General features: G+C 66.9%; 15 protein-coding genes. 2 read left to right on the top strand and 13 right to left on the bottom strand.

The window, feature by feature from the left end:
• Positions 1-5 precede the first annotated feature (5 nt).
• The 4 genes from AC5RT3_RS03545 to uraD all read right to left on the bottom strand — a co-directional run bounded on the left by AC5RT3_RS03545 (position 6) and on the right by uraD (position 4,539).
• Complete coding sequence (locus AC5RT3_RS03545; protein WP_494123501.1) at positions 6-2,513, bottom strand: GcvT family protein; 2,508 nt, start codon at positions 2,511-2,513, stop codon at positions 6-8.
• A 225-nt stretch (positions 2,514-2,738) separates the two neighbouring features.
• Positions 2,739-3,548, bottom strand: coding sequence for an IclR family transcriptional regulator (locus AC5RT3_RS03540; RefSeq protein WP_494102521.1), 810 nt, complete (start codon positions 3,546-3,548; stop codon positions 2,739-2,741).
• A gap of 158 nt (positions 3,549-3,706) precedes the next feature.
• Entirely contained in the window at positions 3,707-4,045 is a 339-nt protein-coding gene (gene uraH / locus AC5RT3_RS03535) for a hydroxyisourate hydrolase (RefSeq protein ID WP_494009677.1), read from the bottom strand.
• Complete coding sequence (uraD, locus tag AC5RT3_RS03530) at positions 4,042-4,539, bottom strand: 2-oxo-4-hydroxy-4-carboxy-5-ureidoimidazoline decarboxylase (RefSeq protein WP_494009676.1); 498 nt, start codon at positions 4,537-4,539, stop codon at positions 4,042-4,044. The genes uraH and uraD overlap by 4 nt, the downstream gene beginning before the upstream one ends.
• Positions 4,540-4,799: 260 nt before the next feature.
• Here uraD and AC5RT3_RS03525 point away from each other — a divergent pair, with 260 nt between their 5' ends.
• A complete protein-coding gene (locus AC5RT3_RS03525) occupies positions 4,800-6,026 on the top strand; it encodes a GAF domain-containing sensor histidine kinase (protein ID WP_494123563.1) in 1,227 nt (408 codons plus the stop codon).
• Positions 6,027-6,049: 23 nt separating this feature from the next.
• Here the strand turns inward: AC5RT3_RS03525 and AC5RT3_RS03520 are convergent, their stop codons facing one another.
• Genes AC5RT3_RS03520 through AC5RT3_RS03505 form a run of 4 tightly spaced genes read right to left on the bottom strand, consistent with a single transcriptional unit; the run spans position 6,050 to position 9,870 of the window.
• Positions 6,050-6,475: an ATP-binding protein gene (locus AC5RT3_RS03520; RefSeq protein ID WP_494053228.1), complete on the bottom strand. Its 426-nt coding sequence runs from the start codon at positions 6,473-6,475 to the stop codon at positions 6,050-6,052.
• The gene (locus AC5RT3_RS03515) at positions 6,468-6,800 is read right to left on the bottom strand and encodes an STAS domain-containing protein (RefSeq protein ID WP_009358427.1); all 333 of its coding nucleotides are present in this window, start codon (positions 6,798-6,800) and stop codon (positions 6,468-6,470) included. Before AC5RT3_RS03515 ends, AC5RT3_RS03520 begins: the two co-directional genes overlap by 8 nt.
• Entirely contained in the window at positions 6,800-8,761 is a 1,962-nt protein-coding gene (locus AC5RT3_RS03510) for a glycosyltransferase family 2 protein (protein ID WP_494123500.1), read from the bottom strand. The genes AC5RT3_RS03515 and AC5RT3_RS03510 overlap by 1 nt, the downstream gene beginning before the upstream one ends.
• Entirely contained in the window at positions 8,758-9,870 is a 1,113-nt protein-coding gene (locus tag AC5RT3_RS03505) for a PP2C family protein-serine/threonine phosphatase (protein WP_494009671.1), read from the bottom strand. Before AC5RT3_RS03505 ends, AC5RT3_RS03510 begins: the two co-directional genes overlap by 4 nt.
• A gap of 261 nt (positions 9,871-10,131) precedes the next feature.
• On the opposite strand from AC5RT3_RS03505, the gene AC5RT3_RS03500 reads away from it, so the two are divergent.
• Positions 10,132-10,500, top strand: coding sequence for a hypothetical protein (locus AC5RT3_RS03500; RefSeq protein WP_494009670.1), 369 nt, complete (start codon positions 10,132-10,134; stop codon positions 10,498-10,500).
• Between the two features lie 180 nt (positions 10,501-10,680).
• Here the strand turns inward: AC5RT3_RS03500 and AC5RT3_RS03495 are convergent, their stop codons facing one another.
• The 5 genes from AC5RT3_RS03495 to AC5RT3_RS03475 all read right to left on the bottom strand — a co-directional run bounded on the left by AC5RT3_RS03495 (position 10,681) and on the right by AC5RT3_RS03475 (position 14,470).
• The gene (locus AC5RT3_RS03495) at positions 10,681-11,451 is read right to left on the bottom strand and encodes a zinc metalloprotease (RefSeq protein WP_494009669.1); all 771 of its coding nucleotides are present in this window, start codon (positions 11,449-11,451) and stop codon (positions 10,681-10,683) included.
• A 104-nt stretch (positions 11,452-11,555) separates the two neighbouring features.
• Positions 11,556-12,128: a GNAT family N-acetyltransferase gene (locus tag AC5RT3_RS03490; protein WP_494123499.1), complete on the bottom strand. Its 573-nt coding sequence runs from the start codon at positions 12,126-12,128 to the stop codon at positions 11,556-11,558.
• A 54-nt stretch (positions 12,129-12,182) separates the two neighbouring features.
• Positions 12,183-13,181, bottom strand: a complete 999-nt coding sequence (locus AC5RT3_RS03485) for an aldo/keto reductase (RefSeq protein ID WP_494053232.1) — start codon at positions 13,179-13,181, stop codon at positions 12,183-12,185.
• A gap of 111 nt (positions 13,182-13,292) precedes the next feature.
• Positions 13,293-13,772, bottom strand: a complete 480-nt coding sequence (gene bcp / locus AC5RT3_RS03480) for a thioredoxin-dependent thiol peroxidase (protein WP_494053233.1) — start codon at positions 13,770-13,772, stop codon at positions 13,293-13,295.
• Positions 13,773-13,852: 80 nt separating this feature from the next.
• Entirely contained in the window at positions 13,853-14,470 is a 618-nt protein-coding gene (locus tag AC5RT3_RS03475) for a winged helix-turn-helix domain-containing protein (protein ID WP_494053234.1), read from the bottom strand.
• Positions 14,471-14,476 lie beyond the last annotated feature (6 nt).

Raw genomic sequence — 14,476 nt, 5'->3', positions numbered from 1 at the left:
GCTTGTCAGCCGCGGAGGCGCTCCATGGCGGGGTCGAACAGCGGCTCGGCTGTCACGGTGGCAGCCACGCGCCGGCCGAAGTATTCGATCTCGACGGCATCGCCCACCCCGACGGCGGTCGGCAGCCAGGCGTAGGCGAGCGGCTTGCCGATGGAGAAGCCGTAGGCGGCGCTCGTGACGTAGCCGGAGGCTTCGCCGTTCACGTAGACGGGTTCCTTGCCCAGCACGACTGACGTGCCGTCGTCCACCGTGAGGCAGCGCAGGGTCTGGGCGGCCGGCTGCTCCTTGCGGGCGGCCAGGGCCTCAGCACCCACAAAGCCGGTCTTGTCCTTGGCGACGGAGAAGCCGAGGCCGGACTGGTAGGGATGGTGCTCGGAGGTCATGTCCGTGCCCCAGAGCCGGTAGCCCTTCTCCAGCCGCAGGCTGTTGAACGCGCCGCGGCCGGCGGCGATGATGCCGTGCTCCCGGCCGGCTTCGAAGAGCAGGTCCCAGAGCTTCAGGCCATACTCGGCAGTGGTGTACAGCTCCCAGCCGAGTTCGCCCACATAGGACAGGCGCATGGCCGTGACGGGGATGCCGCCCACGCTGATCTCCTTGGTGCGGAAGTAGCGCAGGCCGTCATTGCTGAGGTCGTCGGTGCTGATTTTGCCCATCACTTCACGCGCCAGCGGGCCCCACAGGCCGATGCAGCAGGTGCTGCCGGTGATGTCCGTAACGTGTACCCAGCGGGCGGGATCGGCGGCCGACTGCTGCCGTGCCTCCACCCGCAGGTAGTCGAAGTCCACGTTGCTGTTGACGCCCAGCTGGAAGTCCTGCTCCCCAAGCCGGGCCACCGTGACGTCGCTGCGGATGCCGCCGTCGTCGGCCAGCAGCAGGCAGTAGGTGACGGCGCCGGGCTTCTTGGCGATGTTGCCCGTGCTGAGGCGCTGCAGGAGGTCCAGCGCGCCCGGCCCGGTGACGGACAGCCGCTTCAGCGGCGTCATGTCGTAAAGCGCGACGGCGGTCCGCGTCTTCCACGCCTCGGCGGCGGAAATGGGGGAGTAGAACATGCCGGCCCATTCATCCCGCTCCGGGACCTGCCACTCGGCGGGCAGGTGCTCCAGGAGTCCGCGGTTGGCCTCGAACCAGTGCGGACGTTCCCACGCGGCCGATTCGAGGAAGAACGCGCCAAGTTCCTTCTGCCGCACGTTGAACGGGCTCACCCGGACATCCCGCGGGGATTCCCGCGGCTGGAGCGGGTGCAGGACGTCGTAGATCTCCACGAAGTTCTGCTGCGAGGTGTCACTGACGTACGCGTCGGAGGTCTGCACCTTCTCGAAGCGGGTCAGTTCGCAGCCGTGCAGGTCGGTGCGGGACTGTCCCTCCACCAGCAGTTCGGCCATGGCCTTTGCCACGCCGGCGGAATGCGTGACCCACACGGCCTCGGCCACGAAGAACCCGTGCAGGTCCGGGGCCTCGCCCATCAGCGGGCCGCCGTCCGGGGTGAAGGAGAAGATGCCGTTGAACCCGTCGTGGATCTGGGCGGTGTGCAGGGCCGGCAGCAGGTCCTGGCAGTCCTCCCAGGCCGGGGCAAAGTCCTCCAGGGTGAAGTCCAGGCGGGAGGGCATGTTGTGGTCTGACATCTGGTCCGCGCTGACGCGTGGAAGGCGGGCCATGTCCACCGGCATGGGCTTGTGGGCGTAGCTGCCGACGCCGATCCGGTCGCCGTGCTCGCGGAAGTACAGGTCGCGGTCCTGGTAGCGCAGGATGGGCTTGCTTGCCCCGTTGGGCAATTCATTGGCGCCGCGCAGCGCCTCCACCGCAGTCGTCTTGACGTACTGGTGGGCCAGTGGCAGCAGCGGGACCTGAAGGCCCACCATTTTGCCGAGCTCGCGGCCCCAGAAGCCGGCGCAGGACACCACGATGTCTGCCGGGATCACGCCGTCGGGCGTCTGGACGCCGGTGACCTTGCCGCCGGCCTGCTCTATGCCGGTCACGGGCGTGGAGCCAAGGAAGGTGACGCCGGCCTCGCGGGCTTTGCCGATCAGGAGCTGGACGGCGCGGGCCGCGGAGGCGAGGCCGTCCGAGGGAACGAACAGGCCGCCCAGGATGCCGCGGCCGTCGGCGAGCCGTCCCTTGTTCAGCAGCGGCCAGAGCTTCTCGCACTCGTCCGCGTCGATCAGCCTGCCGTCCACGCCCCAGGAGGTGGCGTAGCCGAGCTTGCGCTTGAGGTCCTCCAACCGGGTTTCGGTGGTGGCCAGCTCCAGCCCGCCCACCTGGTTGAAGCAGGAGACGCTGTCCGCGGTCAGGGAGAGCAGCTTGTCCACGGTGTAGGTGGCGAACTCCGTCATGGTCTTGGACGGGTTGGTCTGGAAGACCAGGCCGGGCGCATGCGACGTGGACCCGCCGGCCAGTTCCAGCGGCCCCTGTTCGACGACGGTGATGTTGGTCCAGCCTCGGCTGGTGAGTTCGTCGGCAAGGTTGGTGCCGACGATGCCGGCTCCGATGATGACGACGCGCGGTGATGCGCTCATAGTCTGTGGTTCTCCTGGTCGGCGGCTGGCAGGGCGGCGGAACAAGCGATGCGAGGCCGTTCAGCTTCTTCGCCATGAGCAACACGGATCGCTATATGCAACAAGAGTGATGCAGCACACAGTCAATGTCAAGCATGCTGTGGGCAGCACCAAGCCCAGGCCTCCGGACTGCAACAGCCGGACGCATGGAAACGCCCCCGGACCCTGGTCCAGGGGCATTGGCGTTCAGCGGCGGGTGTATCCCATGTTGGTGCTGACCTTCAGGCCGGCCTCTTTGAGGGCCTCCAGCAGGCCCGGCGTCTTCTCGGGATCGAACCGGAAGGCTGGCCCGGAGATGCTGATTGCCCCCGCCACGACGCCTTGGTGGTTGTAGACGGGAACCGCCACAGCATTCAGGCCGATCTCAAATTCCTCCCGCACCACTGCATATCCCTGGGCGGCGGCCTGGTGGAGCTGTTTGTCCAGTTCCGTCCGGCTGGTGACGGTGCGGGAAGTGCGGGCGGGCAGGCCCGTTTCCTTCAGGATCCGGTCCCGCTCGTCCGCGCTTAGCGCGGCCAAAAGGATCTTTCCGCTGGACGTCGCGTGCAGGGGCGTCAGGCTGCCCACCCAGTCGTAGGTGGCCAGCGTGGAGGGACCCATCGCCTGGTCCACGTTCACTGCATAGTTGGAGCGGAGCACGGCCAGGTTAACTGTTTCCTTGTATTCCAGGGCCAGGCTTTCCAGGACCGGCCTCGCCTCGCGGACCAGGCTCAGCCGGCTGGGGATGGAGCTGGCCAGCCTCAGGATGCCGAACCCCAGCTGGTACTTGCCACGGTCGCTGTTCTGGTGCACCATTTCACGGCTCACCAGTGAGCCCATCAGCCGGGAGACCGTGGACTTGTGGATTCCCATTTCCTCGGCAATCTCGCTCACTCCGGCATGGCCCTCGCGGGCAAGGATCTCCAGGACGGTCAGCGCGCGTTCCACCGACTGGACCCCGCCGTGCTGGCCGCCCTCGGCCTCGGCGTCGGATTCAAGGTCCCTGTTTGAAGCCATGATCCACTCCCACGTAGTTTCTGCGACCCACTGCCCGCCGCAAGGTTGCACGGAAAGCCGGCAGCCCCTTCATTAGTCACCGTTCCGATCCTATGCCGGGTTTTGTGACTGGGCTGACATTCCATGAACCAGGCTGAACGCCGCGGGCGCTGCGGAGCCTAGCTGCCGCGGTAGGTGGAGTATGCGAACGGGCTTAGCAGCAGCGGCACGTGGTAGTGCTCGCTGCCCGTCACTTCAAACACGAGGTCCACTTCCGGGAAGAAGGTGGCCGTCTGCAGTCCGGCGTAGTAGCTGCCGGTAGCGAAGTTGAGCTTGTAGTGCCCCGGCTGCAGCTGCTCAGGCCCCAGGTCCTTGGCCCTGCCGTCCGCATCGGTTATGGACTTGGCCAGCTCCAGCCAGGTGCCGCCGTCGTTCTTCAAAAGTACGACGGCGACCCCTGCCGCCGGGCGTCCGGCGCCGGTGTCCAGGATGTGCGTGGTGACGTGGGAGACGCTCATTCGGTGATCAGTCCTTCCAGCCGCAGGACGGCTATCTCGCGCAGCTGCTGGGCCACGATGGTGTCTTCCTGGGCGGGCGAGTTGGCGAGTCGCTCGTTGAGGGACTGCAGGATTTCCGGGGCAGTGCGGCCGGCGGCGCGGATCAGGAAGACACGCCCGAATTTTTCCTCGTAGTCCCGGTTGCCCTTCGCCAGGGCTTCGGCGGCAGCGGCATCCGCCGGATCAACGCCTGACTGCTCGGAACGGGACATGGAGGCTTCGGCGGTGGCCGCCGTCGGCCGTTCCCCGATCCTGGGGTGGTGGGCCATGGCTGCCTCCACTTCGGCGGAAGTGAAGGGGTTGGCAGCCTCCGCTGCGAAGGCCAGGAGGTCTTCCTTGGTGGAGAACGGTCGGGCGGCGGCGACGGCGTCAACCCACCTGCTCACATCGATGCAGGGCCGGAGAGTGTCCGCGGCCGCGGCAGGGTCCGCGGTGTTGAATTCGGCAAGCTTCATGCTGGCTGGTCCTCGGTACGAATGCTGGCATCCATGGTGACGGCTATGCGGAGACCGGACTTCCCGGACCTGCCGGCAGCGTGGACGACAAGCTTCCGCATCATGGAACTGTTATTTCAGCATACGTAATATTCAACGGCAGGTGCTGCCCGGTGTCAAGAGATTACAACACCGCCCGGGCTTCACCGGTATCATCACGGAAGGGCCGCTGGGGCCCGGGCTGACATGCTGGGGAAGAAAAGAATATGGACGGTGCGGCTATGCAAATGCTGACCGATCGGGATGCCGGGCGCGAGCTTGGGCTGAGGGAATACGGGCTCCTGCCCGCGGTGCCGGGGGAAATACCGGCGCTTGCGGATGAACGGGCCCAGGACACGCTGGACAGCCTGGTCCGGCTGGCCGCCTCGCTCTGCGGGGTGCCGTACAGCGTGGTCAACATCATCACATCGGATCAGCAGCTGCAGATTGCGGCCTCGGGCATCGACCCGGGGATCTGCTCGCGCGAGGACTCCATGTGCGCCACCGTCTTCCTCAACCCTGGCACCACCGTAGTGCAGGACGCCTCCAACGATCCCCGGTTTTCTGCCAACCCCTTCGTCACGGGCCAGATCGCCGACGTCCGCTTCTACGCGTCCGTGCCGCTGGTGACTGCCGGCGGGCTGGTGCTTGGCTCGCTCTGCGTCTTCTCGGACCAGGCGGAGCTTCCCACACCGCAACAGATCGGCCTGCTCGAAGTCCTGGCCCAGCAGGTGGTGGAGCTGCTGGAGCTGCAGCACCGCACGCTCCAGCTCGATGCCGTGTTGCAGGAGCTGCAGCGCAGCAACGCGATGCTGGCCGAGTTTGCAGGAAGGGTCAGCCACGACCTGAGGTCCCCGCTGACCACCATCCTGGGCTACGTGGAGCTCGCCGAGGATGATCCGCAGATCCCGCCGGGGCACCCCTCGGGGGAGTACTTGACGCTCATCAGGAACAGCGGGGAGCGCATGCTCGCCACGCTCGAGGACGTCCTGGACTACTCCAAGGCCGACGGAACCCTGAACCCCGAGCGGGTTTCCTTGCTGGCTGTCACCTCAGAAGCCGCCCAGGATCTCGGCGTGGACCTGGGGCTGGGCAGCGGGATCCTGTGCGAGGATGTTGAACTATTCGCCGACCGGGGACAGCTGCGCACCCTGGTGCAGAACCTCCTGGCCAACTCGCTGAACTACCGGGATCCGCGGCGGCCGCTTGAGGTCACTGTCACCGCCGGAACCTGCCCCCGGGGTGTCACCATCCACGTGGCAGACAACGGCAAGGGCATCCAGGCGGCGGACCGGCAGCGGGCGGTGGAGCCGCTGGTCCGGCTGAACCGCCCGGGGGACGGCCCCGGAACGGAACTGGGCCTTGCCACCTGCCGCCGCATCGCACAGGCGCACGGCGGCGAACTGTCCATCAGCGGGACGCCCGGCGGCGGCACCACAGTCTCGGTGCTGTTTCCCGCAAGGCCCTAAACTCCCAGGGTGGGGCGGGTTGGCTAGCCCTGCGACGACGTCCGGGACAGCACCCAGGTGTTCGTCCCGTCTTGCCGCTCGAAGGTGACGGTGGTGACCAGTGCTTCGATCAGTGCCAGGCCCCGGCCGGATTCGGCGTCTTCACCGGGGTCGGAAGGTTCCATCGGCCCGAACGGCGGCTTGGCGTGGTAGGCGCTGACGCGGGCTTCGAGCAGCGCGGGCTGGACGGTGATGTCCACGCCCAGCCCCACCGGTTCGTCCCCGGCCGGTTCGGCGTGCTGGACGATGTTGGAGACGGACTCGATGACCGCCGTCGTGAACGTCATCTGGTCCATGTCCTGGACGAAGGGGACGTCCAGCCACAAGCTGTCCAGGTCGTTGTGGACGGATTCGACGGCGTCCTCCGCAGCGGGTCCCCGGAAGCTGCGGGAGGCGAGGACGTCAGTCATTGCTGAACGCCTCGTCGGCCGACGGGTACGCGGTGAGGACCTTGTCCATGCTGGTCAGCTGCAGGACCATCTTCACCTGCGGCTGGACGGCAGCGATCCGGAGGTCACCGCCTGCCTGGCGGGCCGCCTTGAGGCACCCGATCAGCGCACCGAGGCCTGAAGAATCCATGAAGGCGGTCTTTTCCAGGTTGACCACGATCCGGTTGGACCCGCCGGCGATCACGTCGGTGACGAACTCACGCAGCTTGGGGGCGGACACCATGTTGAGCCGCCCGTCCGCCTTCACCTCCGCGTACGAATCTCGCACTTCGTAACTGAATTCCATCAGGACTCCTTCTTTGTAACTGCGGGTTCTGCGGCCGGTTCATACCCCTTGTACAGCACGGCGCGGACCAGGATGCTCATGACCACCAGGTCGAAAATGACCCAGGCGACGTTCACCAGCGTGCCCAGCGGTTCCGCCAGGCCGGCGGCCAACCGGATGATCCCGACGACGGCGGCCACGGCCAGCAGCGCGGACACCACGATCTGGGGCTGGATCAGGCTCCAGCTGGGTCCGCCGCTCTGGCGGGCTTTGGGGGTGACGGCGAACCCGAGGGGACGGCCGAACCAGACGTTCCGCGCCGCCGTCGAGCAGGCCTTGATCCAGGTGGGGAACAGGGCCAGGCTGTACTGCTGCCCCCGCCAGGTGGGGATGCCGCGGCCGGCCACGGCGAACAGGATCTGGTTGACCACCATGAACGGGATGAACCGGATGAAGAAATCCCAGCTCAGGCTGGTGACCGGGAGGATGCCCAGCAGCAGGTAGATGATGGGGGCGGCGAAGTAGATGACGGCCGCGTAGCCGCTGAGGTAGGTCCACATGGTGGCGAAGTACATCAGCCGCTGGCCGAGCTTCAGGCCTTTCTGCACCAGCGGATTCTCGCGCAGCAGCACCTGGATGGTGCCCTGGGCCCAGCGCAGCCGCTGCGTGAGCATGGTCTTCAGGTCCTCCGGTGCCAGGCCGTACGCGAGAACCTCGTGATGGTAGACGCTCTCCCAGCCCATGGCGTGCATGCGCATGGCGGTGGCCATGTCCTCGGTGACGGAGATGGTGGCCAGGGGCATGACGGGCTGGGCCTCGTCATTGCGTTCCACGGAGAGTGCGTCCAGGACCGCCTGCACGGACTCCAGGGCGCCCAGCGGGGACCAGTCGCGGCGGGACATGCGCTGGACGGCGTCGTCGGCCACCACGGGGACCCCGGCGTCGCCCACGTGGGCGAGTTCCATTGCGGCGATCTCTTCGAGGTCGGACTGCAGGGCTTCGACGTCGGCCATCACCAGGGTCTGCACGGCGGCGTCGACCCGGCGGCGGACCCGGTAGGTGATCTCGCTGAGCGACTGCCCGGCGTCGAGTTCCTTCTGCGCCTCCCGGGTGGCCGCCTCCACCTCGTCCAGCACCTCGGCCACCAGCGGTGACTCCATGTCAGCGGACTTCCGGGCCTTCTTGATGGCGGTCTGGGACGCTGCCAGCGCGCGGCGGATGCTCTTTTCTGTTTCCTTGACGTAGCCCACCAGTCCCAGCTGCATCAGGGCCTCGCGGCGCAGGATGGCGTTGGAGCCGCAGAAGAAGGCGGCGTTCCAGCCGTCCTTGCCCTGCTGGATGGGGCCGTAGAACAAGGGTGCCTGGCTGCCGAGCGGGTCATCGGCGGGGACGTTGCTGAAATACTGCGGTGTCTGGACCAGGGCGACGCGGCGGTTGTTGAAGTAGCCGAGGGTCTTTTCCAGGATGTCCGGTTCAGGGATCTGGTCCGCGTCCAGGATCAGGAGGAACTCGCCATAGGTCTGCATGAGGGCGTTGTTCAGGTTGCCGGCCTTCGCATGGCGGGGGAGGTCCGAGGTCCAGTCCTCGCTGCGAGTGACGTAGCCCAGCCCGTGCTGTTCCGCGAGGGCTTTCAGTTCGGGGCGGGCGCCGTCGTCCAGGATCCAGGTGCTGTGCGGGTGCCGGATCTTCTGGGCCGCCAGGGCGGTGGTCATCACCATGTCCAGGTCTTCGTTGTAGGTGGTGATGAAGACGTCAACGGTGGCATCGTGCGGCGGCGCCGGCGCGCCCTTGCGGATCTTCAGCTTCCATACCGTCATGCCGAAGAGCATGACGTCGATCAGGCTGTAGGTTTCGGCGACCACTAGCGGCAGGGCGATCCACCAGGCATCCCAGTTCAGCGATGCCAGCCAGCGCCAGGTGATGTAGTTGACGCCGGTGATGACGGTGAGCACCACTACCAGGCGGGTCAGGAAGCGGGTCATCCCGTAACTTCCTCGGGCAGCCGGCGGACCACGACCACCGTGACATCGTCCTCTGCCGTCTCTGCGGGGGCCAGGGCCATGATGGCGCTGCTGGCGGCATGGGCGGAGCCATGGGCCAGCGTGGCAGTGCGGACGGCTTCCCTGAAGTCCTCCACTGACTCGAAAACGTCCAGGACTCCGTCGCTGACCACCACCAGGGAATCTCCGGGTGCCAGCTCAAAAGACGACTGCGGCCAGTCCGTTCCCGTCCACGCACCCACGGGCGGGCCGCCGGAGGGGAGCCGCCCGGCAGTCCCGCCTGACTGGACGTGAAGCGCCAGCCCGTGGCCGGCGTCGACATAGCTGACCTTCCCTGACGCCGCCTCCAGCCGGGCGTGGAACAGGGTGACGAAAGAGTTGGAGGAGTCCAGGTCCGTGGCGATGGCCTTGCTGGCGGAGGCGAAGGCGGCATCCAGGTCCGGCCGGTGGCCGGTGGAGCGCATGACGGCGCGCACCGTTGCGGCGATCAGGGCCGCGCCCATGCCCTTGCCCATGGCGTCGGCGAAGGTGAGGTGGAGCCCGTCGGGGGTCTGGTACCAGTCGTAGAAGTCGCCGCCCACGCTGCGTGAGGGGCGGAACACGCCGGCCACGTCGTAGCCCTCCACCCGGATGTCCTCCTTGGGAAGGAGGCTCTGCTGCACTTCCGTGGCGCGCTGCAGTTCGCTGCGGGCCGCGGAATCAGCGGCGGCCGAGGGCCGGCGGCGGAACAGTGCGTTGATCCGGGACTGGAGTTCGCGCGGGCTGAACGGTTTGCTGATGTATTCGTCGGCCCCGTTGTCCAGCCCGGTCAGCTTGTCCAGCTCGTCCGCCCGGGCGGTGAGCATGACGATGAACGCGTCCGAAAACTCCCGCAGCAGCTTGCAGACTTCCAGGCCGTCCAGGTCCGGAAGATTCAGGTCCAGCGTGACGAGGTCAGGCTGCAGGCGGCGGACTTCCGCCACGCCCGGCAGCCCCGCACCCACCTGCGATACCTCGAACCCCTGCTTTTCCAGCACGCGGACCAGCAGCCCCCGGATGTCGGGGTCGTCCTCGATGACAACGGCACGACGAATTTCGGAGGTTGAGACCATGACTCTACTTCTACCGTATTAACCGCGACGGGGCATGTCGTGGGACTTCACAGTGCTTTTCAGGCTTGTCCGGACCCGTTCCGTCAGGCCGTCTACGGCGCTGTTCTGAGCCCTTGCAGGATCTTGCGGCAATCTTGGGATCCGCTTGCCCGGACGTTGAGCATGGTTCGGGACACTCGAAGTGACAGATCTTCCGGGCAGGAGAACGGTCGACGACGGCCCCCCGGAAGCTGGACGGCTTGCGGGAAGGCGGGAGCAGCCATGGGAAAAATGAAGATCACGTACCGGACGCCGGCGCCTGCCGGGCCGGCCGTTGCCGACGGGCCGGCAGCTGACGCCGATCACGTGCCGCCGGGCTTGGCCCGGGCGGGCATCGACAAAGCCAGGGCGCTGTTGCGCGTTTACGTCCACTCCCGGAAGGTCCGTGCCGCGGCGAAGGCGCTCGCGGCGGCCCTCGGGGAGTCGCGGGAAGTTTCCAGCTGGCCCGGCGACAGGCTGCCGGTGGGGGCCGCGATGTCCGACCAGGTGGAGAGGTTGACGCGCCGGCTGAAGCTGGAGACCGAGGCGCACAACAGGCTGGAGGCACTTTTCAGGTCTGTGGATTTGGGGCGTTCCGCCGCAGCGGTTTAGGTGTCACACTTAGGAGCAATCGAGTGGCTGGGGGAGACAGTCAGGAGATTGCAGTGGGTTGGATGGCCGGGTGGGCGTACCTTATCGCCGGACTCATGACTGCGGATGCGCTGCTCTTGGCGCTCTGGGCAATGGAGCGGGACTGGTCCCGGAAATGGTGGAAAAAACCCTAGGCAGTCACTAGGCTGCCGACCGTGCGGCCGGCTGCAGCGTGGAGGGAACCGAGCCCACCCCGTCCAGCACCATTGATCCCGTAAAGCTGTAGGGGTGCACCAGCCGGATGGGGGTGCCGTTGATGTTGGCCAGATGGCCGCTCCACGCCAGCCGGTAGAGCTCCTTCAAATCACCCAGGTCCGCGTCCGTGAGCTTGCTGTTGGCCCCGTAATTCATGATGGTGAAAGGCTCGTGCGTTCCGAAAACCTCCGAGGGCCACGCAGTCTCCCGGATATTGGCGAAAAAGTGGCGCAGGCCGAAGATGTGGCCGAACTCGTGGAGCATCGTCTCCACCTGTTCTTCTCTTACCTGCTGGAACATGGTGGGGTAGATGGTCAGTTGGTGCCGCCCGCCGTCGGGAAAGAATGCGCTGGCCAGGACGCAGCCGGCGGGGGTGCAGTCCGGGGCGTTCCGCAGCACGATCTCGAAATCCCACAGATCGTCGTCCCGGGTGAACCTGACGGGTGCGGCGGTGCCCCAGCGGAGCAGGCATTCGCCCATCAGCTCGCTGACCACGCCCTTGCTTTGCCCGGGGTTGGGAGCGAGCGCGAATGACCGCTCCTGGAAGCGCCATTTCAGGATGGTGCCCGGGTGCCACAGGGGAACGAAGCCCTCCGTCGCATCGACCACTATCTCGCTCGGCGGGCGCCCGCCGGGGGTCGCGTGCCCGCGTCCCTCCGTGGCGCAGACGAAGGTGTCCCCGAGACGGTGGACCAGTTCTTCAGCGGCCGATTCCATGGCTCTCCCTGCCTTTGTGCGCGTTTGGTTGATGGTTACGTGCGCATGCTAGGGAAAGAGGCGTTACAGCAGCGTTATACCCAGCAGTGCAAGTACAGGGCGGCTCAGCGAAGCTCCAGCCGCATCAGCACCCGCGGGAATCCGTTGAGAACCGACTGCGTGTCCGCTGCCTTGGTGAAACCGGCATCCTCGAAGAGTTTCCGGGTGCCGACGTAGGCCATGGTGAGGTCCACCTTCGAGCCGCCGTTGTCCACTGGGTAGCCCTCGACGGCGGGTGCCCCGTAGGAACGGGCGAAGTCCACCGCACCTGCCAGGAGGGCATGGGAGATGCCCTTGCCGCGGTGGCCGGGCCGCACGCGGATGCACCACACCGACCACACCTCCAGGCTGTCCACGTGCGGGATCTTCCGGTTCCCGGCGAAACTGGTGTCCGCACGCGGGTGGACCGCTGCCCACCCCACCGGCTCGCCGCCGTCGTAGGCCAGCACCCCTGGCGGGGGATCCTGCCCCACAAGCTTCTTTACCAGCTCACCGCGCTCCGTTCCCTGCAGCGACTGGTTCAGTTTGGAGGGGATGCGGTAGCTCAGGCACCAGCAAACGTTGGCGTTAGGCCGCTTGGGCCCCACCAGCGCCCGGACGTCCTCGAAAGTGGTTGCGGGACGGACCTCGATCGCCATAGACGCCATCCTGTCACCGCGCCGGACAACACGGCAACGGATCCGGCGGCGCACCTATGCGGGGATCAGCCCCTGCTCCTGCAGGTCCTGCCACAGCCCGTCCGGCACCTGCGCGGCCATCCGCTCCGCGCTTTCACGGATCTGCTCAGGCCTGCTGGCTCCCACCGTGACGTTGACGACGGCGGGGTGCCGGTAGGGGAACTGGATGGCGGCGGTGGGAAGTTCCACACCGTGCTCCTTGCACGCACCGGCGAGCCGCCGGGCCTTGTCCAGGATCTCTTCGCTCGCCTGTGAGTAGTTGTAGTGCGCATCGGACGGCAGGTCGGGCTTGGCGAGGATGCCGGAGTTGTAGACGCCGACGCTGACCACCCCGGTCCCCAGTTCCAGGCAGCGGTCCAGGAGTCCGGCGCCCGGGCGGTCATCGGATCCCGGCTGCTCGAGCATGGTGAAGCGCCCGGCCAGCATGAGGAAGTCCAGGTCCGCCGCCTCCACGCACTCCAGTGCGGCGCCGGCAGTGTTGGTGCCCACGCCGATGGCCCGCACCAGGCCCTCGGCGCGAACCTTTTCCAGGGCAGGGAGCGCCGTCTTCACCGCATCTTCCATGCTGTAGACGTCCGGATCGTGCAGGTAGGCGATGTCGATGGCGTCCAGGCCCAGCCGGTCCAGCGACTGTTCAATGCTCCGCCGTACCCCCGCCTCCGAGGGATCCCATTCGCGGCGCAGGTCCGCGGGAACGTCGAACCCTTCCGGATCCCGGTCATCCCTGGTTGCCGGTGAGGGAACCAGGACCCGGCCCACCTTGGTGGACAGGATGAATCCATCCCGCGGTTTGTCCCGGAGAAACGCGCCGATCCGCCGCTCGGACAGGCCGAGCCCGTAGTGCGGTGCGGTGTCGAAATAGCGGATGCCGGCGTCCCAGGCCGCCTCCACGGTGGCAGCCGCCTGGTCATCCGAAATCGCGCGGTAAAGGTTGCCAACGCCGGTCCCGCCGAAGCCGAGGCGCCCCATCCGGCTTCGCAGCGTTGCCTGGTCCTGGCTCTCTGTGTTGTCCATGCGCTCCCCGTACCCAGGAAGGCCGGAGCCTAAAAGGGAATTAAAAGCCGAACGCCCCTGCAGCAAGTGCAGGAGCGTTGGCTGGAAAGGCGCAGGAAGTGGGAGAGCGTCCTAGATGCCCAGGGCTTCCTTCAGCGCTGCTACGTGGCCGTCGGCCTGGACCTGGTACTGCGCCAGGACCACGTTGCCGTCGGGGTCCACCACCACGGTGGAGCGGACGATGCCCTCAACGATTTCGCCGTCGACCAGCTTCTCGCCCCAGGCGCCGTAGGCCAGGGCAACCGCGTGGTCCTCGTCGGAGAGCAGCGGGAAGGTCAGGGAGAAGTCGCCGCTGAAGCCTGCCAGGGCCTCGGGGGCGTCGGGGGAGACACCGATGACCTCGTAGCCCTTCCCCTGCAGGGAGGCCAGGCTGTCGCGGAAGTCGCAGGCCTCGGTAGTGCAGCCGGGGGTGGCCGCCTTCGGGTAGAAGTACACAATGACGTTCTTGCCACGGTAGTCGGCCAAGGCAGTTTCGCGGCCCTGGGCGTCCCTGAGGGTGAAGTCAGGGGCCTCGGTTCCGGGCTGCAGCTTGGTGGTCAGGGTGGGGCTCATGGTGTTCCTTTGGAAGGGTCGGTCAATAATGGCCAAACAACAAGTGAAGCGGCTTCCCGCTCAGTGGTACAACTCCGGCGTCATATGCAGTATTCCGCCGGGCCGCGAACAGTGGCGCATTGGCCCGGCATGAACTGGTATCCGCCGCCACGGACGGTGGCCACAGCGTGGCGTGCATTTCCGAGTTTCCGGCGGATCCTGCCCACGTAGACATCGATGGACCGGGCAGAGGCGCCGGGCGTCTCGAACGAGTCCAGGAACTCCTGCAGTTCCTCCCGGCTGACGGTCCGGGACAGGTGCGTGACCAGGTACCGCAGCACCTTGAATTCGACGCCGGTGAGCGGCACCGGCTTGCCATCCAGCAGGACGGTATCGGCGGCCAGGTCCACGGCCATGCGGCTGACGGGACCGGCCGACGGCGGGAGGGAAGGGGCGCCGCCGTCGTCCCCCTGCGGGGAGTCCTCCGAGGGGGACGGCGACGGCACCGTTTTGCGAGCTCCGGCAGCAGGCCAATGGACTTCCGCCTCCGGAGCAGTCTGCAGGGCCCTGGCAAGGACCAGTTGGGCGGCGCGGGCCAGGAGTTCGGGGCTGGTTCCCTCCTCCGGAACCACCCAGACGGCCAGTCCGCGGGCGGCAGCTTTGGGCTGGACCACCCGCGGACGGTGGGCCGTCCGCGGGTGGTGGACTTCCACTGCCATGGCGCG

The organism is Arthrobacter sp. Y3221159 (genome assembly GCF_059089885.1).
This window is presented reverse-complemented; position numbering and strand designations above follow the sequence as displayed.